This window comes from Candidatus Roizmanbacteria bacterium (assembly GCA_016700135.1).
Taxonomy (GTDB): Bacteria; Patescibacteriota; Microgenomatia; order UBA1406; family GWC2-37-13; genus UBA1450.
Genome location: CP065004.1, coordinates 723,331 through 744,280 on the forward strand (window position 1 = coordinate 723,331; position 20,950 = coordinate 744,280).

A 20,950-nucleotide genomic window follows, 5' to 3' on the forward strand; every position below is an offset into this window, starting at 1 on the left:
ATTACTTGTTATCTACTAAATTGATAGCTTCTTCAATATTATCATTTTTCAAATGAGTCCGCATTTTTTCCAGTACCTGAGCAGTCTTTATCTGTTCGATAGCATCCATAATAATGACGAGGTACTTGTCTAACATAGGATATTTTTCAACAAACGTTTTTATTTTTGTCTGAAGGTCTTCGTCCGAGGAAAAGGGAAGAAGAGAAAGATACATTTTTGCAGAATCTTTGGCAATTTGGCGATTTATTTTCCCGTCTTTCAATAATCCCGCTAGAAGTTTGAGATACTCTATCTCCATTTTTTTCACAAACTCATCAGAAAGTGACATATACATTAAAGCTATCAGAAAGAGGATAGCTAGTCAATTACTCTAATTTCTTTTTGGATGTCCGAGTAGTAAAGCCGTATTTTTTGAATACACCCATTTCCTTGAGTTTCCACATAAAAAGGGCGCCTTTACTGCGGGCTTTCGAGTCGACGACAAACCTGAGTGCCTGTTCGAGAACGGGTCGGGGAAGTTCTTTGGACATTTTGATATAGAGCGCCTTCCTGCGGGGATCCTGAAGTTTTTCCGTTAGGTAAATGCCGAACGTCTGGAATTCACGTGAAATGTATTTATCCTCAACGGGGTCAAATCGTTTGAGAACGTCACCGATTGATTTCATATCTGCCATACGTTATTTCGCAAGAATTTTTTTATAGACCTGTTCGTAACCTTCGACCATGGATTGCAGCGAGAAATGTTTTTCTACACGGGATCGGCAGTCTGCAGGACTGATTTCAGAAAGTCTTTCGTAAGCCTTTACTAAGCCCTGAATGCCATCATCGGGGTTGACGACAAATCCGGTTTTGCCGTTTTCGATCACTTCGGATACTGACCCGCGGTCAAAGCCGATGACAGGAGTGCCGCATGACATTGATTCGGCCATTACCAGTCCGAACGGCTCATACCAGTTGATGGTCATCAGGAATGCTTTTGCATTCTGCATCAGTTTGACGACCTCAGGCTTTGAAAGCGAGAGTTCGTTGCTGACGGGCCCGATCCATTTGATTCTATCTGAAAGATGAGGTTCGACATCCTGCTTATAAAACTTCATGTCCTCAACGTTTCCTGAAAGCAGCAGTCTGCTGTTTGTTTTTTCTGCAAGCTCAATAGCCCAACGTATGCCTTTAGGATCCTGATATCTTCCGTCTGCATCTTTAGCGGCTGAAAGTCTCCCTAACCACAAAAGATAGTCATCCTTTTTCTCCTGATATGCATACAGATCAGTATCAATACCGTTGTGTACTACATCATAAATAACGGTGTGCTTAAACAATTTTTTATGTGCTTCAGAAATGGAAATAAGATGTGACTGGTTATCAAAAAGACTGAACGCCTGATCAAACTCTGGAAATACCTGTCCGTGGATGGTCGTGACGATTGGCTTTTGGACATCTTTTGCAATAAGAAGCGGGAGGAATTCCGGATAGGTATGATTGTGAATAATATCAAAGTCATTGCCGATCTCCCGCAGCTTATCTGCAAGAAGGGTAAGCATGGCAGTATGAGCATAAAAGGTGTTTTCAAAAGGCGGAAGTTCGCTCAACGCTTTCGAAACGACAGGGATAATACGGGCACCCGGAACATCACTGTCTCCCGTTCCTAAAATCGTAACATCATGTCCTTTTCTGATAAGACCGCTCACCAGATCGTATATCACTCGGGGTCGGGAAGCGGGGATAGTTGGTGTAACCGGACGTTTGAGAAGAGATACGATCAGAATTTTCATACCATTAGTATATCAAATATGAGCTTAGGACTGGGAGTCGGATTCAAGTTGTCTCTTTTGACTTCTCTTCTGTAAAAAGGTTTCAAGTCGATCTGCGATTTCTGTAGGATAGCCGCTTCTGATATGCTCATGATAGAAATCAGGTCTTTCATCCAGATTTTTTAGGCCGCGGACTTTTGTTCTGTCAACTTGTTTTAATTGAGATTTTATCGTTTGAAGATCTCCGGTCAGATCAACTCCAACCTTTTCACTCCATCCCGGCATAATTTCAGATATGTTGTCAAGTACTCTCTGAAGACGCCCGTCTGCGGAAATGCCGGCAAGTGTACCAACCCAGTATGCAGGTTCACTCAGTAAAAATCGTGTCCATAAATCTTCCTCGAGCAACCGGGTAAGTGTGGGTTTCTTTTCTGTGGTGTCATCCCCTTTTTGTTTATCAAAATAATCAGGCGGTTCTTTGACCGATATACTCTGGTCTTTCCCGCCATGTGCTTCTGCTATATGATCATCAATCCGGGTGTTAATATTCAGTCTGTTATCAAGTTCATTCAATTTCTTTGTGTCTCCGTATCTCTGAGCGACAAATCGACTCACGGATTCAGCAGAAAATGCATGTTTGAACGGAATGTCAAAAAGCTCCATCAGAAGCTGAATTCTCCCGATATGATAATCTGATCCTACGACATGAACAGGAAGATCTTTCAGTTCAGGATGATCAGGAGAATCAAGATATTGATTACAGACATTTATCAAATTTTCCAGAGTATTTGTGGATTGATCTTCAGCCAGAACATCTGTTTGAGGAATCTCAGAGCGGGGATCGGATGTGATATATTCACGGATGAATTCGGCTTCGGAAGGATATTCATTGCCACCGGTTTTACCGCCCATAACCACAATTTTCGTTCCTTCTCCGGCAGCATAAAGCGCTTTAGTGGCTGCAGCAATTTCTTTTGACCAATAGTTGATATCGGCGGTCGTATCACCGGTTGTCACGGTATTTGCTTTATCCCTGGTCTCATTGTTGAGGACCGGACCCTGACCGAACAACAGGAGAATACCCGGTTTTCTCGGTAAGGCTTTCACTTCAGGATCTTTCAGATATTCACTGAGACTATCAACAGAAGGGGATAACAGCTCTTTTGCAGGAGAAATGACGGCAGGCGGTTGGAACTCTGCATTTGTATCGGACATACGTCAATAATATCAGGATTTTGCAGGCGGCTGTTGAGTAAGTGTGATCGTCCGTTCGTACAGATTGTAAAATTTTCCGGCAATTTTATCCCAATTAAATTTTTCCAATACGCGTTTGTATGCATTTTCACCCATTTGCTTTCTTTTTTCGTCGTCTTCCAGCAGCATGTTGACCCGTTTTGCGATCATGTCGGATCTTTTTGCATAGACCAGATATCCGGTTACGTCATCTTCCACGATTGTTTTTACACCGCCGCTTTGAGTGACGATCACAGGTGTCTTGTATACCATTGCTTCAAGAAGAACAAGTCCAAGAGGTTCTTTCCAGACGGAAGGTGCGACGTAGACATCGGCTCGCAGATAAAAATCTTCGATCTTATCACCTTTATTCGGTGAAAGATACCCGACAATATGTACATTATCAAGCTTGTGTTCTTTTACCAGTTTTTCCAGATATGGTCTCTCAGGGCCGTCACCGGCAATTACTATCTCAGCATCTATTTTTTCGGCTGCCATGATCAGGTACTCGACACCTTTGTGCTCAGTCAATCTCCCGGTGAAGAGCACCATATGTTTGCGCTTGAATTTATATTTCTTGTCAATCCAGGAGACATCCCGGTCGAAATCTACATTGTTATCAATGCCCGAAGGTATGACTTTCGTTTTCTGATCAAATTCCTGACCGAACAATTTGAGATACCATTCTTTCGTAAAGTCACTGTTAGCCGTAATGAATGTTGCTTTTTGAGAAGCTGACTGCATAAGTGATTTCCAGCGTGTATCCTCCTTGAAGTAGTACAAATCACTTCCGTGGGTGGTCAAGATAAAAGGAATCTTATAGAAGTTTGCAAGGTTTCGGGCAATGTGAGGGAGGAATGCAGTGTGAAAAACATGGATCACATCAGGCTTAAAATCTTCAATCGCTTTTGCAGTCTCCAGAAGATAATAATTCAGGAGCTCGATGAGTTCCATCGGGGTGAAGTCTGCGTATTTCTTGACTCCGGGTAGTTCGGGATTTCCGACGAAGACTCCCATTTGAGGAGGTTTGAGGTGATAGACTTTGGCCTGAGGAAGGTCATGTTTATCGGGAGCTACAATCGCGGCTTCAAAATTCTTTCCCTGAATTTTAACAAGCTGGTTTGTAAGTCTCCGCAGCCAGGCTCCGGAACCGTTGCCCCAAAGCGGAAACATGTATGTATATAAAACACGCATGCGACTATTATATCACAACGGGTTTTCAGGACAAATAAAACCCATAGCAAACCGAGAAGTAAGAAGTCCTGCCTGTTCAACCAAAAGGTGCAGTTCATATAATTCCCGCCAGAACCTTAAGATTGTTCCTGAGCCTCAAATACTTGTTGTAGTTTTTGAAAGATTATGGGAAAAATTTCGGTCACTGTTTTCTTTTCTTCAGAGGTAAAATTCTGCAGAACGTATGGTTCTCCGGGGGTTCTGCGCTCAGGATCCCGATTATCAATGCCTATTCGTATTCTCCAGAAGTCTTTGAAACGAAGAGAGCTTTCAATGGAGGAAAGTCCGTTATGAATTTTGGGTCCTTTTCCCTGCTGGATCTTGAATTCACCCAGTTTGATATCCAGATCATCATGGGCGACGAATAACGATGTAGGCTGTAGATCGTAGCTGGTAAGCAGTTTGTTTGCGGTAAATCCTGACCGGTTCATGTAGGTCCTGGGTTTGGCAAGGATTGCGGGAAGATTGGAAGAGCTGTCCTGTTGGACCTTTGCAATATCAGCATCGGAATATTTATCAAATGCAAAGACGGTAGGCGAAGCAGTAACTTTATCAAGCAGCCAGTCAGTAAACATAAAGCCGACATTGTGGCGGTTATGCACATATTTTTCACCCGGATTTCCCAGACCCATAAGGATTAACATATTGCAATTATAGTCGATCCTCAAGTAGTATAAAAGGAAGAGTTGTCATTTAATGTTCTTATGTCAAAATACGTACCCGATGTCTCATCCAGAAGATGGGTCATCATCTCTTCAAACCGCATAAACAAACCGGAAAATTATGATGATGATCCTTCAAACGATACTGACGGTTGTCCTTTTTGTGAAGGAAATGAAATGATGACACCGAAAGAGGTTTTTCGAATCGGAAAAGGCAAATCAGGTGAAAAGGGATGGGATGTAAGGGTCATCGAAAACAAGTATCCCATAACTGATTTTCATGAGGTCATCATACATTCACCGCAGGAAACGGATCTTCATAAACTGCCGAAGGAACATATTGCCAAGGTATTTGATGCGTATCGTGAACGGTACAATTATTATTGCAAGCAGGGTCAGGTCATCATTTTCTGCAACCAGGGTGAGCACGCAGGTGCTTCCATCGGACACCCTCATTCACAGCTGGTAGTTTTAGCGAATCAGATCAATCTCTCAGCTCTCTGCAAAGAACCGCTTAAAAATATTGTCAAAGAAAACACGTACTTTGATGTGTACTGTCCTGATTTTTCGCAGTGGCCTTATGAAGTCTGGATCACTCCGAAAAAGGAAGATACCATTTTCGGGAGTATCACCGATGAAGAAATCACAGATCTTGTCGATATCTATCAGGATATTATGGAGAAGCTGGAAAAAATTTATGATAAAAAAAATAAAACAGGCAAAGGTTTCAGCTACAATTTTTACATTTATCCGAAAGAAAACTGGTATCTTCGTATCATTCCCCGAATGATTTATCGTGCCGGATTCGAACTGGGTACGGGGCTCTCTGTCAATATTACTGATCCGGAAGATGTCGCAAAAGAACTCAGGGACAAAGAACCGATAGTAACCGAAGCGAAGAAACCGGAGCAGACGGCCAAAGACGGTACTCCTGAAGAAAATTCATCAGCACCGGTCAAGACTAAAGAGGAGCAAATTGAAGATTTGAAAGCAAAATTGGCCGCGTTAGGCATAGATTAATACTTTACAGACGTTTTCTGCTTCCCAGTTCGGTGATCGCTCTTCCGCCCATGCGGCCTCCTACCAAACGGGGCATAAATGAGACATATGGGTACGATCTGAGAGTCTTATCCTTATAACCGTCAAACGGATCAACCGCAGAAAGAAGTTTTGCTGAAGTATTGTCCCAGCCGATCAGTTGTTTTACTTCTGTCGGAGAATGGCCTTTGACTGTAAAAGGATCGATGACCCAGCCGACAGCATTTGCTTCCACGGCACGTCTGAGTGCCAGATAAGTCTCTCCGATTTGAGGCGTTTGCTTCAGTGCCATTGACGCAAAAAGAGGGAGGACTGATTCGGTCATAGTGTTGTGAAATCTTCCCGGATCGTCCAGCGTACCGGCAATAAAGTCCTTCATAAAACCCACGTCAGCAGCTTCTAAAGAGGGGACTATCAAGCCCTCACTTGTTTCCGTCCAGAAGGTCTGTAAGTAGCTTTTTCGTGCTTGCTTTAATGCATCCGCAAGTTCCTGAAAACTCTTTTGATAAAGTTCGGGATCGACGGCACGGCGGTATTGTTCAATCCCCGAATCCAGCAGGCGGACATCCTGATCGTGATTGGCATTTGACCAAAGCACTGATGATGCGACAGCTGTTGCTTCAACTATCCGTGCCTGTGCATCAAGAATTTGCAGCTCTTTAGAAATCCGTTCGGCAGCTTCTGCCATATGAGGAAACAGTTCCGCATTGATGTGAAATATATCGTCTGTATCCGATACATTGGTCTCAACCTCACTTGCATCGGCAAGACGCTTCAGGATATCATCGAGCTGTGTCGGCATATCGTTGCCGCCCGGTACTCCTTCTGTCATAGTCTCATTGTACCTTATCGGGAGAAGAGTGTGAAGAAATTATTGTCTTGATTGTGCCATGCCTTGTGTGATAAGCATGAAAAAGATAAGAAGACCGCCGCCGCCGAGCATCATCGCTATTTTTTTACGTTGTTCAAGTTTGGCTTTTTCTTCGCTGTCATCAGGGAGATTCTTAATTTGCTCATTGATTGCAGCTTCCATTGCTTCGTTCATTTTACCCTGACTTATGAGGAAATTTATAGACCGTCCGGCTTCAGCAGAGAATTCACCTGTTTGTACCATCATGAGTACATGAGCAGTTGCTTCGGGGTCTTTATATTTGGCCAAAGCTTGTTCCATAAGCTCAATCTGCTGATCAAGCGCCTCAAGTTCTTCTTCAAGCTGCTTCTCTTGAGCTGTCCCTTGAAGCCGTGCGAACTGCTCTCTTTTGATATCTTTGTTTTGCTGAAGGATTTCCAGCTGCTGTTTGGTTTCGGCGATGACATCCGGACCGTGAATACGCATCAATTCGACCATATCTCCATGGGATGCGACGATATGATCTGCAATCTGGGCACGGAAAGATCCGACTTTTGCATCAATCCGCTGGTTGTATTCAGTTATTGCCGCAACTTCATCATTATATTTTCTCTGGTCATCTTCGGAAGCTCCTTGCATCGGTGCAGGAGGGAGGTCTTTTTTCGGATAACGTCTCTCTAAAAATTTGAGAAGAGCATCTGTTGTGATTTGTCCCGATTCAGAAGCAGCCTCAGTAATGGCTTTTGCTTCGAACTGTACCTTTTCGCCCGGTTTTTTAATCTGTTTGAGGTACATTTCAAAAATCTGCCTCTGTTTCGGTCCCATGCTTGAGAGGAGGTCCTCGCTATGTGCACAGATAAACGAAGTCATAATAATATGTTCGGGGACACTGATAAGCTGATCACTTCCGTCAACCTTGCAATGGAACTGGCCGTCGGTTCGTCCGATGATATGAGTTATCCGATAGTTTTGAGAACCTGCCGGCATTTCAGCATTCCGAATGCTCGGTTCTGCCTGACGGATTTTTTTTGATGAATCTTTAGGATCGGGTTCATCCCACATTCGGATAAAAGTGTCTGAGTCGGACACTGATCCGTCTGCGCTGGCACGAATGTCTACACCTTCGGAGTACATGGGAGCTTCGGGAAGTCCGTTTATAGCGTCTATCCAGTTCAATACGGTTCGCCGCTCACCCTGGATTGTGGCCGTACGTTCCTGAGCCCCTTTGTTTTTTCTGTCATTTGCAAGGCCTACCTGTCGGGCATCATATAAGAAAGAGTGTCGGATAATTCTTTCAGCATCAAACTTTGGGTCTTCTTGAGGCCTTAAAGCTTCAGGAGCAACAACACGGCCTTCGGTGGGTTGGGGAACGTCTACCATACTTATCAATTTACTTGAAACTCTCTATAAAAACAAGTATATTTACTTTATGAGCATGGATAGACAACCGTCGAGGCGAGTGAAGGAGCTTGTACAGCCCGGCTCCCTCCGTGCCACTCCGCTCAGGGAAAGCCGGCCGAATTGGTTTCAAAGGGTAATACTCAGGAAAAAAGAGACTCCGAGGCCTGAAACAAACCCAAATACTGAGTTTGACCGCAACAAATTTACTGTCGAGACCGGAACTATGAATCATGAGAAAGCTCAGTTCAATCCGGAACTTCAGGCGCAATATTCCACATACCTGCACAATCATCTGACAAGACTGGCAGATCTTTATAATCGGGATCCGAATGCATTGATCTTTCAGTCTCCTGCATTCAGACATCAAAAATTGCTGCTTGAGACGCTTGCTACGAAAACGGACGGGAATCAGTATGAGATTTCAAAAGCTGATATTGCTGAAGCACTGAAAACCGATCCTGATCTGTGGATTACGACAACGCTGATTATGGAAGAAGATATGGCAATGACTCTTGCGGGTTTAGGCTTGGTAGCGGAAATCGATCCTGACAAACTAGGGGCGAAAAGTGCTTTTGATGTGACTGTTGATCCCCAAAGAATTTATTTGGATATTGACCGCGGCAGGTTGAACAAACTTACCAAAAATCACCCCGTGTTGGCGTCTTTGGCAGTTCTCGGCGCGGGAGCTTTGTCTACTCCGCAGGGAATAGCTCTTATGAAACAGGCTTATGCAGGTGCAGTTGCGGCAATTCCGCATATTGATCAATTGGTACAAAAAGCAGGTGCTGTGATCCAGAATCCGGCACTTCTGGCGCCATTTGCAGCTCAGTACGCAGGGTTGGGAATTTCGGCGCTAGCTTTAGCAGTCGGGAATAGATCTCTTTTTAAAGAAGGCGTCGGGATCAATATCCGGCGCAATGCCGATCTTCTTCAGAGATTGAAATCAGGAAGGTATCCTGCGGAAGAACAATATTTGCAAGACATTATCGGATTGAATATCAGTGATCTGAGAGTGACCAGACTCGGGATGCCTCCTGGTACCCGTACAGTCCAACATGAGAACACAAATCCCAACTCTATTGCAATGGAGCAAATCCAGGCAAGTCTGGTATCGCAGATGTGGACCCGCTTCAAATTTTACAATGAAGGACTTGGTATTCCTCCGGAGAAGATCAACATGATCTCAGAGAATCTGACATTCGGACAAACCAGAAGCAATTTCAGAGGAGAGCTTACCGTCTGGGGAGAAGAAATGCAGCAGGTAAGAAGCAGAAAAATTGCAGAGTTTATCAATAGGACAGCGCATGATCCCAATCCTGAAGAACAAATGATGATTGATATTGATGCACGGAGGGAAATCATCACCAGAAGACTGGAGAAACGGCTTCTGAAACAGGAGGCTTCACAGAAAACCGTATCAATGCTGACAACACAGGCCGAGGCAGTACAAACCGGTGAGTCAAAGGGAAGAATTATCCAAAAACAGACGGAAGATCTTACGACTGCCGATTCTATGATCACCGATGCTAATACAACTCTTGCTACAGAAAGAGACCAGTCAGGTTTATATGTCACAGCTTTGGAGAATCTTGATAAGACACGGGAACGGGTGAGAAATGAATACGGCGTAACGACCGTTGCTGAACTTCAAAATCTGGTCAGAGAACGCGATATATTGGCAGACGATCGGCTGGAAGCCTTGCGGGATGAACTACAGCAGGCTGAGAAGGCGGTTGAAAATCTTGAAGCTACAAGTAAAAATATTGACCGGCTTCATACTGCACAGGAAGGACAATTTACTGTATTAACCACAATTGATGCAAGACTTGCAGCTGCGCCTGTACCCGCAGGAGGTGCCGCTCTTGCTCCTGTGAATCTTGATGCAAATTTCCTTGCAACTGCAACAGTTGAGCAGATCTTTGACAAAATAAATACGGCACACAGCCGGCTGGCAGCCGAAGGCTGGCCAAAAGATCAAAATGCCGCGCATCTCAAGGAAATATATCAGGCAATAGCAGAAGCACGTGCAAGACAGATCGATGCAGGGGTTGCTGTTTCATCTCCAGATCTTGTGCTGTTTACGACGGGAGCTGCGGCCGTAGGCGGTGCAGCAGCGATTCCGGGAGCAGGAATGGAAAACCATGCTTTGATGAATATGACCGTAGATCAGATTATTGCTGAGGTTAATAATGCTCTTCCGGGAACTCTCAATCCGAATCTGCCTGCGGATCGTGAGAGGGTACGGAAAGTCAAAAATGAGGTCAGAAGGAAGTATGATGTCCGCTATCAGGCCTGGCGAGAGATTGAGTCTGAAGCCGGTGATGCACTGACACGTCAGAATACTCGTTCCGGATCTGAAAGGACAAATATCGAAAATGAAATTCAAAAACTTGAGACTGAACGTGATGCCATGCGTCGTGAAGAAGCAGATGTTGCTGCTTTCAAGGACGATCAGAAGATTGCGAATTCCACATTGGATCGGAGAGCGCCTTCTTATCACAAAGGCTGGCAGCAGTTCGAGACGTATCATCGATATTTATCAGGACTTGTACCTCCTCGCACCGACCTTGACCCGGCAAATTTGCATACGAAAGATGTTGACACAATTATGGCTGATATAAATGCGATGTATGCAATAGATCCGAGTGTCGGATGGCCTCCTGCTCAAAATAATGACCCCGAACATATCAGATGGATTGTGGCCGCAAAAGCAGAATCAGAAGCAAGAAATCGCTCCACTGATATGACTGCTCATGCCGGTGCAATGGCAGATCTTTTGGCTGATGGGGTTCGTGAAGAGGATTTGGCAATAATAGATATGAAAGACGTGCGGGCATATTATCTTACCTTGACAGGACGAGGAGTTGCAGCCGGTCATACAGAAGCAGAGTTTGCTGAAGCGATTCAGCAGGCTAAACGCCGACATGCTCTCAGAAAACAAATGCTTGGTCAGAATATCACCGCTGCAAAAGGAAGAGGAGGAGACTTTGCGGATACTGATGTGACGTTCCTTCAGCTTGATCCGGAATTCCAGAAGGCATATAGGGCTTTGGAACAGCGTAAAGCCAGATTGTCTACGCCAGCTGCTCCTGTTGTGAGCAGTGCCGATCTCGATGCCCGTATAACGGCCCGCACCGCAGATCGTGATGCATTGCAGGAGTTTCCTAACCTTACTGAATACCTGAAAAACATTACTCAAAACACATATAAAGAATATATTGAAGCCGCTACAAAACTCGATATGAAGCGGGCAGAAGTTGCGAGCAAAGCAACGGGGGCTCAGACATCAGCGGAACTTCAGAGAAAAATTGAAGTCCGAGCACAACACAGCAAAGAAGATATCGAACAGGCAGTGACGGATTTGAAAACCGCTGAAGCTGCAGTTGAAAAATCATCGCCGACAGTGAAAAATGCATTAGAAATCCGGGAATCGGCAATGAAAGCTTACAGAGATTTCCGGACTTTTGACAGGCAATTGAGACGGGGAGGTGCTGTTGCAGTGGGCTTATCCATGACCGATCTTATTGATACTGACTATGATGAGTTAATGACCCGCATCAATACTGCCTATGACAGATCGGTTGCGGCAGCCATTACTCCGCCACTCGGATGGCCGAAGGAAGAGAATAAGCTGGAGGGCAATCAGAAAAAATTAACGGAAGCAATTGCAGGAGCTCGGTTGAGCCGTGCCGAAACTGCCTTGAGGCGAACGTCTCCCAATGCCGTCGAGATTCTGGGAAATCTTTCACTAGAAGAGGCGTTGTCGATGAATGATGCAGATCTGGCAGCCGCGTCGCTCGCATGGCGTGTTGCGGCAGGAGTGGCAGCACCCGCTGCGATGACGGCTGTTGAAGTCCGTGATGCACGTAAAGTTCTTAAGGATATCATCGGTGCTCAAAAAACGGCATTACAGGAAAGTATTGATGCTAATAGTAAAAGACAGCAGAAAATTGCAGGTGAAATTGAAAAAATTGAAGAACGATATCAAAGTTCCGAGGCATTCATCGGAGCGGTCAAAGATATGGTTCAAAAACAGGAAGCACTGTTTACCCGTATCCCTGATTTGATAGGAGCGGCTGCAGATGCTCAGTTCACTGTTCCTGTTCGTGCTGGAAACAGAAACTATACAGATAAAGAGATCAATCCGAGCGCAAACGGCGTAGCGTTGGGACCTTTGCCGAAAGGATATTTTGATATTTTGCAGATGATGACAGGCTATCAAGACAATGCTGCCGAAGGACGTGATGTTGTATTTCAGAAACTCATCAACGTATCGCAATTTCAACCGACTGCCATCGCACTTGAATTGAACAGACATCTTGATTTCGGTCTCGGTGCCGGTGGTCCGATCACGATAGACCGGGTTTTAACTGAAATTCAGCGCCAGGTCAATAACAAAACTCTCAGCCAATCAGATATTTTCCATGCTGTACGCAGTATGAGAGAAAATTATATTTCACATGTAAGAGCAATTTCCTAATTTATGAAACTCAATACCAAAACAATAATTCAGACACTGCCGCTTGATGACAAACTCAAGCAGGATATTTTATCCAAATGGGATACGATGGATCAGGATCTCAGGTATGAAATTGAGAATCTTGTCTGGGAAGCGTACTATGAGTTTGAAGATCTCAAAGTTGATGAGAATATCCTGAAAAATTTTGAGAAAGCAAAGCAAGGTGAGATACCGCTCAATGGGGATTTTTATGATACTGCTGTCAAAGGTACAGAAGAATCAAAAACGCAGGAACTTCATCAATCGGCTGATTCTGTCGAACTTGCTGCCGTTCGGGAGAAGCTTGAGCAGTTAATGCAAAGCAGTCCACAGTAATTGTATATATCATATGCCAGAGTTATCAGATCGGATACTAGCACGTTCAGAGCATGAGAAAATTCCAGCTCTGGACAGACTTAAGATGAGATTAAAAGCTCTGACCGCTCCTGAGGACCTTCAGAGTTTTAATGACTCCGAAATCCTTGCTCCCGGTTATGTCAGACAGCAGAATCAAATGGCCGAACATGTCGGACGTGAAAAGCCCTACGGACGCGACCCGCAAGCGGAAATTGAGTTTCGGGATGGTGAACTAGTCGAGAAGTATCGAAATGAACAACAGGCGAAAAAAGATGCTCAGCAGCCTCAGAAACTTCGTAAAGCTCGTCAGGAATATACCGATGAATTTATGGCCGCAAGACGAAAATTTATGAGGAAAGAAAAAGCAGACGAAAAGAGAAGAAAGAAAGAAGCGGAAGCGAAACAAAAAACAGAACCGCCTGAAGAACCGTCTGAAGCCGTGATTCGAGAACAGGACCGATTAAAAAAAATAGATGATAACCTTCGTCCTCAACCGAACACGGGCGATGTACCAAAACCCAGTCTTTCATCAGGGGGAGATACTGAATCACCGGATAAAAAAGCAAAAGGATCCGCAGATCCTGAGGAAAAATTGGATGATGGAGCAAAACCGGAAGCTACAGGTCATGGGGACACTCCTGAACCCAAACAAGAACCGAAACAAGAGCAAACTGATCCTGTTGATCCAATAACTGATGCCATCCAAAAAGCTTTCAAAGGGAGAGGAATGCTCGGAACAGATAATCAGATCAAAATGGTCCAGGATATTCTTGATAAAGCAAAGAAAAGCGGAAGGATCATGTCAATTGAAGATGCTGTTCGGGAGATGAGGGGGGAACAGACACCCGCTCCGAGTCGTCCTGGAGAGGAAGAGTATCAAGAGGTACTGCAAAAAGGAGCTCAAGCACGGCAGGAAATGCGGGAGAAATTAGCCCCAATATTTGCAGCATCAGCAAGTTATCCAAACCCTAACGAATCTAAGGACCCCTCTCATGCAAACGGAGTTGAAACCGGTATCTACAAAACATTCAGAACCAAAGCACAGCTTTTTACGGAAGAAGAAAAAAGAGCCTGGGAACAGCAGCAGATATCTCCTACGATGCAAGAAGATCCTCATGCAGTTCTTGATCCTGAAGCTGAAATATCGGGGTATTTTGATCGGCAAAACCCCGAATATCTGCAACTGCTTGATTCGTATATGAAGCAGGAAGGAATGCAGACGCCCATGAATGATGAATGTGAAGCTGTGGTTTGTATCCCCGTATACACGCTCGCCGAAGGGCAGGTCATCCAGCATGCACTGGAACAATATTTATATCAAATTGATCCTAAAAAAAATAAGGATGCAATTGATCCGAAGAAATTTGAGATTATTTTGTTTCTCAATCATCCCGCCACAAAAAGGGAAGAACTGGAAAAAAAACTGGGGAAGAGCTACAGGGAAGGGAGTGAAAAAAGGGTAAAGAAGGGCAATCCTGAGGTCTATGATACTGAAGAAGTTATACAGCAATTCATGATTCAACACCCCGAGTTGCCGATACGGGTCATGAAAGAGGAATTTGAAGAAAGAGTATTGTGGGGACAGATTATTAAACCTTTATATGATATTGCTTTAAGACGTGCTGAAGAAAGAGACAATCCGACCCAGGCAGATCCTTTGATTCTTACAAATGATATTGATCTGGTCAGAATGTCGCCTCATTATATAAGAGACGTGATTGATTTTTTCAGACAGAATGATCAGGAAGCCGCAGACGGGAAGGCTAAGAGAATTGACGGTGCTGTCGGAAAAATCGATCTGGCACCGGAAGGGTATAGAAGAGTTCCGGAGCTCTTGTTGTCAAAAAGATTTCACTCGTATCTTGAACTCCAGAACACTGAATATAACCATGCAACTCACGGTAGAAATACAATACTGCGGGGATCAACGTTGGCTTCAATAGGAGGTCCTTGTCCGTATATGGACAACGGAGCAGACGGCGAAATGGGAGGACAAATTTACTACGCCAGAGGCGGAGATGCTACAACTATCCCATATCTACATAAGGCATGGCTGGAAACTGACCCCCGTCGTGAGCTGAAGAATTTACAAACAGGAGTAACTCTTGCTCATAACTGGGATACATGGGCAGAAATGGATATATATGACAAAAACTGGACGGAACTACAAGGAGAGGCTTTTGATCCCGAAAAGATTAGTAAGGACTTTCTTGAAGCAGAGATAAATCAAACCATACAGCATCCGTGGTATAAACATCACAATTGGGGAGGACGTGTCGAAAGAGCGCTCTCTTTCATCGGACTAAGAAATCATGAATTTTTTCTTAATAGGTTGATTTTCGAAAAAGGACTCAGTCAGGAATCTGATGAGTTTGTGAAAGCTTTAGCAACATTTGAGTTGACCCAGGATGACTATTACTGGGATGATATGGGTAAGTTGGTACTAAAAAACAAAGACGGTCACGTCGATTACCATTTTGTTGAAGAGGATGGGCAGCAAAAAATCGTGATCGACAATATAGATCATGTTAAAAAGAAGTTATCTGATTATGTTGAAGAAGAGAGGTGGAATATCAGTCAAAAGAAAGTCGATAAAGTTGCTCCGGAACATAAGGAGGAAAAGACCGGAATACAAGCAAGAATAGAGAAGGGTCTTAATGTCATTCGCAAGCTAAGTACTCGTATCGGGAAAAAAGGAAAATCAGAACTAGAGGAAGTACCCCAATTCCCATTGCCTTCTCCCGAAGTACAGCAAGCTTCATTGAGGGAAGCGCAGGCAGAGTATCAGCAGGAATTCCAGGCTGCCCAGGAGAATTATCAGGAACCCCAGCTTCAGGCGGCGGATGCTGCTATCGATCATGAAGATGGTGAGGAAGAGGGTCAAGAAATACCTGCCAACTTGCCTGAATCGGAAGAAACCGATGCAGAAAATGAACACGCAGATGAAGAAGGCGATGCAGATGCTGCAGAGGTCGAGACCGATGCTGATCAGGAAACACATCCGGAAAAGCCGGCCGAACCGGTAACAGATTATGGACAGGCAGTATCCAAATTTATCGCACAAAATAATATTGAACTCCGCGGACCGGAACTTCAGCGATTTGTGCTGTATGTTAAGACCAACAATAGGACCGATATAGAGCAAGCCTATGATGACTATCTGAAAGAAACAGCACCGAAGATCCGTGAGACTGTCGAAACACCTGAGGCTGGCGGAAATCCGCTGGCAGAAGCAGCGCTTGGGATGGCGGCTATGGCCGAGCAGGGAAATCGTCAACCGAAACAGGAACCGCAAGCACAAGAAGTGACGGAAGATATGAAACAGATTCTTCAGGCAGGAGAGCAAAACAATGCAGAGCCTTGGTATCGGGAGTTTTTACAGGATACGGAGACACTAAAGCATATGGAAAAACCCGGGATATTCCGATCTTTTTCAAAAGAACAGATGGCTCAATTTGACAGGATTATGACGAATTCACTTGATCGTATGTCTGATATGCCGGCTTACGAATCTGATTCAAGCGTACTTCTCAAATCGGCTAGCCGCAACCTTGAATTTGCAAAAGCAATCTGCCAAAGAAACAGTCCGGCCAGAAGACTTTTAGCTGAAAAACTTGAAGACTTCATTCGCGATGATTTTCATGCAATGCACTACATGCACAAATACAAAAAGGCCGTGAATGACAACGCTTTAAGTCTCTTCAGTGTGACGAAGCGTGACAGCAGCTTTTATAAAGGTTTACTCGCAGCTTTCTTCAGAAATAAGGAACTTCATCCGACAGAGCTTGCAAATGTCCTTGGAATTCCTGAAGTTCGGGATATCCTGAAACAGGCAGTACTCGGAATGGAAATAAGGTCAGCGCAATAATGTTACTCTTCCATTTCCTGTTCTCCCAGAAGTCGGAGAATCACTTCTTTTTTGTATCTGCGGTCACCGCGTGAGTTGATGCGGATTGCAGGAAGCTTCCCTTTCTTTCCCCATCGCTTGATTGTGAGAGGGGAGACACGCAAGAGTTCGGAGACCTCTTTTATAGTCAAAAGATCCGGTAAGTTATCAAGTGTTACAGAAGGTTTGTTTTTGGTTTTATCTGACATAGTACGTGAGGATTATACGCAGGAATTATCTCAATGTCAAATACAAAGTTGATTTACTTTCAGAGCCCTAAAGTGGTATGATAAATGTACATGAACACGCTGAGAGTCATTTACTTCATTGCCGGAGTATCTATTACAATATCTCTATTTATTTTTTCCTCAACTAATGTGCAGGCTGCTGCACCGGCCACTCCACGGGGACCCCATTACGCATGTGACCTGACAAACGGTACCGCAACCATCAAATGGTTCGATACATATAATGCAAGCGAGTATTGGTTCAGGCTTGATGCCGAGCCTCGTTCATGGACTGAGTCTTGTTCGAGTACCAATGACGGTGATATATGTCGAACCTCATCAGATGCAGAAGTGACAGTTCCTATTACCCCCGGGGTTCCCTATAATTGGTGGGTACATGCAGCAAATACCGACGGGCATAGTGCGGCGCTCGACGGTCCGGATTTTACTTGTAATCTGCCTGTTCCGCGGGGATTTCACTATGAATGTCTCGATAATAATGCAAAGGTCCGCATAGGATGGCAGACGAGTGACGGTACAGATCCTGGGCGCTATGAAGTAAGACTCGATGCATACAGTCCGTCATGGAATGACAACTGTGACAATGACGGGGATGTATGTCAGACGGTTACCGAACAGGAAGCTGAGTTTGAGATAGAATCGGGGGTGCCATATCGTTTCTGGGCACACAGTGCATTAGGAGACGTCTGGTCTGAATCGATTAATCCTATGGCATTTTCATGCGGAGAAGTACCTGATCCGACCCTTATTCCCAGTTCAACGCCGACAGTTACACCTTCTCCATCGCCGAGCTACACACCTACCCCAACAGTTACACCGACTCCCAGCAGTACACCCATTCCGACAGCAACCTACACTCCTTCACCGACCCTTATCCCCAATACGCCGACTGTTACCGAAACAACGGTGACGCCGGAACCGACCGGTGCTGATGAGTGTGCAAGACGGGGAGAAGGTGACGCAGACTGTAACGGCAGCATTGAAAAAAACGATTTTGAATGCTGGAAAGGATTCTATATTAGTACCGTGATGGACACAGAGCGAGGTTGTCAATATACCGATTTTGATAATTTCGGAGGAACCAACTTGCTGGATTATGCAATTTGGTATATCTCGTTTATAAATGAAACATAATATGTGTTCTGATAATTTTTGATACACTGAATATATGGAGAGAATCTCTCTTTTCAATAGAAAAATTACATTAGTTTTGACTGTATTAAGCATACTTTTTCTTTTTCATTTTGCTGGGGTACAGAATAACGTTTGGGCCAAAACGTGTTGGGTGTCCGGTCAGGATAGTTGTAGATCTAATTGTCAGCAACAGTTTAACTACGCATGTGATGACGGAAGTACCTATTCAGAAGTGAAAAACTGCTGCGGTTCAAACGGGGGAGGAAGCACACAGACAGCTCCGAGTGTTCCGACAGGCGTCGATTATAACTGTACGTACACTGGAAATCAGGTCACAATATCATGGGGAGCTGTATCCCGTGCGTCAAAATACGCTGTGCGGGTACAAAGAGACGGACAGTCACTTCCTGCCTGTAACGGTCAGCAAGCTGCAGGTTATGGTGGAGTCTGTAATGATAATGTTACAGGGACATCCTTTACGATGAATGTTGATCCCGACGCTTCATATGGATATTGGTTACACGCGGTCAATAACGCAGGTTGGAGCGGTGCTGTCTCAGGACCGACCAAAATACGATGCGCACCGAATTGCTCAAATGTATCGGGACCTAACGCATTGCTTACGAACCAAACCGGAAACTATTCCGCAAATGTTGAGTCTCTGGATGGAGATTTGACCGGGCAGCTCTTTGTAAATAATTTTTCAGCAATGGGAAGTTATAACAGGCTTCCCGGTTATTCAGGTACGACGACCTATGATTGGAAACCGACGTCAGCAGGGTCATATCAGATGAACTGTCGCGCGTGGAATGATTCTCGTGTAGAGTGTCGTGCAGCCGGTGTTCCGAGAGTCAATGGGTCAGGTGTCGTAAATCCGCCAGAGCAAAGACAATGCGTGGGACCGAACACAACGAAAACCGTCCAGGTTTTTAATCCAGCCTCGGTGGCAATACTGTCACAGTCGGCAAACGGAGATATCAGTTTCCGATCAAGTTGGGGTGATAACAGGCCGAGTCGTAGTGTTAATTTGGCTAAATGTACAGATGCCAGCTGTAGAACATTAGAATCGTCATTCAGCTGTCCCTCTTCATTCTCTATATCCGGCAGTTCAAAATCCATCTCCGGTGGGTGGTGTCGTTATGAGATGACTGATACTGCAACAACGAAAGACTGGACAGTCAACGCGTATAACTCAGGCTTAACTCCGGGCACCTATGTTTTTGCGATAAATCAGGTTGTAGGAGGAGCCGGTTGTTCAGGAAATCCGATTTGTACAATGAACGGCGGAAGTGTGAACTGCGGGAGCTCATGGATTAGCTGTGGTCCAAGTGATTATGTAGCATTTGCGGCAATGAATGCTCCGACAAATACACCGACACCGATGCCGCGAATTGATGTTGTCGATACTTCGGTTGCAGGCAACCTGCTTACGAACAATCAGCGTACGGACGGACAATGTGATTACGGGCAATGGTGCAAATGGTCGAGAAATCAGACTTCAACCAGCACTATTCAAACCAACGGTGATTTGCGAATAGCAACACAATCTACGAATCAGGAGTATGGATCCTGTTGGATTCAATGGGTACAAAATGGCAGAGCAGACGGTAGCTTTTATCGATTGAGGGCTAATTTGAGCAGTAATTTCCCGTCTGGTAATTCGTTTTTCCAGTTTGAAACCTCTAGTACTCAAAATATGTTGAATCCTCCCATTAATACGGGCGGAAAATCAAGTATTGACTGGGCAGGTTATCTGAACAACAGTAATTTACCCCTTAGCCTAAAATTCTGCACATGGGGAACCGGAACGGTAAATGCACAGGCAATACTACAGTCCGTTTCTTTGATAAAAACAGTGCCCACAAATACCCCAACCCCGACAAAGACCCCTACGCCCAAGCCACCCACACCAACGAAGACCCCCACACCAAAGCCTCCGACTCCTACTCATACGCCACGTCCAACGACTCAAATCACAATGAACACGACCGGTACGATGCCCTCAGGATGGGGATGGGAAACAGCTATTAAAAACCCGAATGACGATGCCTCACCGACGGGAAGTAGATCGTGGACAGACAGGGGAACGACACGTACTGTGACGGTAGATTCCGGATTATCAAGTGAGTACTGGGTAAGGCTGAAACCGGTCGCAGGCTATACTTGGCAGGTCACATTCGGTACCTCGTCTGTGACAAACTCTCCGATATATTTTAGTGTGAGAGGAGTCCCGAGTGTGTCACTGACAGCAAGCTATGTGGGTCCTTCTGCAACGCCGACGGCGATTCCTCCTACACCTACAAGCACGATTGCAGCGGCCACTCCAACACCATCTGTCCAACCTCCGACTGCTACCTCAATTCCTCCGACAAACACAGCAACCCCGCAGCCGACGGTTGACGATTGTCCGAATTTTCCTCTCGGAAATGCGACTTGTGATGCTGAAGGTGTGATTAATAATGAAGATTATATTTGTTGGAAAAATCAGTATCTGAGCAAACTCCAGGGCAATACTCCGACCGCGGTCGGCAACTGTAAGCGATTAGCTAATTTCGACAGCAGCACAGACGGGGTTGGTTTGTTGGATTTTGCAATATGGAGAATTAATGCATTGCGTCAAAGTACACAGTAACGCTATAAATATATTACAATCAAACTA

The 20,950-nt window shown here is 44.8% G+C and carries 15 protein-coding genes; 6 read left to right on the plus strand and 9 right to left on the minus strand.

What is annotated here, in order from left to right; genetic code table 11:
• Position 1 precedes the first annotated feature (1 nt).
• The 6 genes from IPM65_03845 to IPM65_03870 form a co-directional block, all read right to left on the minus strand.
• Positions 2–328, minus strand: a complete 327-nt coding sequence (locus tag IPM65_03845; GenBank protein QQS44699.1) for a hypothetical protein — start codon at positions 326–328, stop codon at positions 2–4.
• Between the two features lie 37 nt (positions 329–365).
• A complete protein-coding gene (locus tag IPM65_03850) occupies positions 366–674 on the minus strand; it encodes a hypothetical protein (GenBank protein ID QQS44700.1) in 309 nt (102 codons plus the stop codon).
• 3 nt (positions 675–677) lie between these two features.
• Positions 678–1,772, minus strand: a complete 1,095-nt coding sequence (locus tag IPM65_03855) for a glycosyltransferase family 4 protein (GenBank protein ID QQS44701.1) — start codon at positions 1,770–1,772, stop codon at positions 678–680.
• 24 nt (positions 1,773–1,796) lie between these two features.
• Positions 1,797–2,966, minus strand: a complete 1,170-nt coding sequence (locus tag IPM65_03860) for a YdcF family protein (protein ID QQS43271.1) — start codon at positions 2,964–2,966, stop codon at positions 1,797–1,799.
• 12 nt (positions 2,967–2,978) lie between these two features.
• Entirely contained in the window at positions 2,979–4,178 is a 1,200-nt protein-coding gene (locus IPM65_03865) for a glycosyltransferase family 4 protein (protein ID QQS43272.1), read from the minus strand.
• A 116-nt stretch (positions 4,179–4,294) separates the two neighbouring features.
• Positions 4,295–4,861 carry an aminoacyl-tRNA hydrolase gene (locus IPM65_03870; GenBank protein ID QQS43273.1) on the minus strand — a complete coding sequence of 189 codons (567 nt, stop codon included), beginning with the start codon at positions 4,859–4,861 and terminating at the stop codon, positions 4,295–4,297.
• Between the two features lie 60 nt (positions 4,862–4,921).
• Between IPM65_03870 and IPM65_03875 the strand changes: the two genes are divergently transcribed.
• Positions 4,922–5,899, plus strand: coding sequence for a DUF4931 domain-containing protein (locus IPM65_03875; protein ID QQS43274.1), 978 nt, complete (start codon positions 4,922–4,924; stop codon positions 5,897–5,899).
• A 4-nt stretch (positions 5,900–5,903) separates the two neighbouring features.
• On the opposite strand, the gene IPM65_03880 is transcribed toward IPM65_03875, so the two are convergent.
• Together IPM65_03880 and IPM65_03885 are read right to left on the minus strand one after the other, a co-directional pair.
• Positions 5,904–6,749: a hypothetical protein gene (locus IPM65_03880; GenBank protein QQS43275.1), complete on the minus strand. Its 846-nt coding sequence runs from the start codon at positions 6,747–6,749 to the stop codon at positions 5,904–5,906.
• Between the two features lie 39 nt (positions 6,750–6,788).
• Positions 6,789–8,147 (minus strand): hypothetical protein, encoded by a 1,359-nt coding sequence (locus IPM65_03885; GenBank protein ID QQS43276.1) that lies wholly within the window; start codon positions 8,145–8,147, stop codon positions 6,789–6,791.
• A gap of 55 nt (positions 8,148–8,202) precedes the next feature.
• On the opposite strand from IPM65_03885, the gene IPM65_03890 reads away from it, so the two are divergent.
• The 3 genes from IPM65_03890 to IPM65_03900 are packed head-to-tail and all read left to right on the plus strand — an operon-like array spanning position 8,203 to position 16,891.
• Positions 8,203–12,648 carry a hypothetical protein gene (locus IPM65_03890; protein ID QQS43277.1) on the plus strand — a complete coding sequence of 1,482 codons (4,446 nt, stop codon included), beginning with the start codon at positions 8,203–8,205 and terminating at the stop codon, positions 12,646–12,648.
• Between the two features lie 3 nt (positions 12,649–12,651).
• Positions 12,652–13,002 carry a hypothetical protein gene (locus IPM65_03895; protein QQS43278.1) on the plus strand — a complete coding sequence of 117 codons (351 nt, stop codon included), beginning with the start codon at positions 12,652–12,654 and terminating at the stop codon, positions 13,000–13,002.
• Between the two features lie 13 nt (positions 13,003–13,015).
• Positions 13,016–16,891 (plus strand): hypothetical protein, encoded by a 3,876-nt coding sequence (locus IPM65_03900; GenBank protein ID QQS43279.1) that lies wholly within the window; start codon positions 13,016–13,018, stop codon positions 16,889–16,891.
• Positions 16,892–16,893: 2 nt separating this feature from the next.
• Here IPM65_03900 and IPM65_03905 read toward each other — a convergent pair whose 3' ends face one another.
• Complete coding sequence (locus IPM65_03905) at positions 16,894–17,118, minus strand: helix-turn-helix domain-containing protein (GenBank protein QQS43280.1); 225 nt, start codon at positions 17,116–17,118, stop codon at positions 16,894–16,896.
• Positions 17,119–17,208: 90 nt separating this feature from the next.
• On the opposite strand from IPM65_03905, the gene IPM65_03910 reads away from it, so the two are divergent.
• Both IPM65_03910 and IPM65_03915 read left to right on the plus strand, forming a co-directional pair.
• Complete coding sequence (locus tag IPM65_03910) at positions 17,209–18,291, plus strand: hypothetical protein (GenBank protein QQS43281.1); 1,083 nt, start codon at positions 17,209–17,211, stop codon at positions 18,289–18,291.
• 232 nt (positions 18,292–18,523) lie between these two features.
• A complete protein-coding gene (locus IPM65_03915; GenBank protein QQS43282.1) occupies positions 18,524–20,923 on the plus strand; it encodes a hypothetical protein in 2,400 nt (799 codons plus the stop codon).
• Positions 20,924–20,950 lie beyond the last annotated feature (27 nt).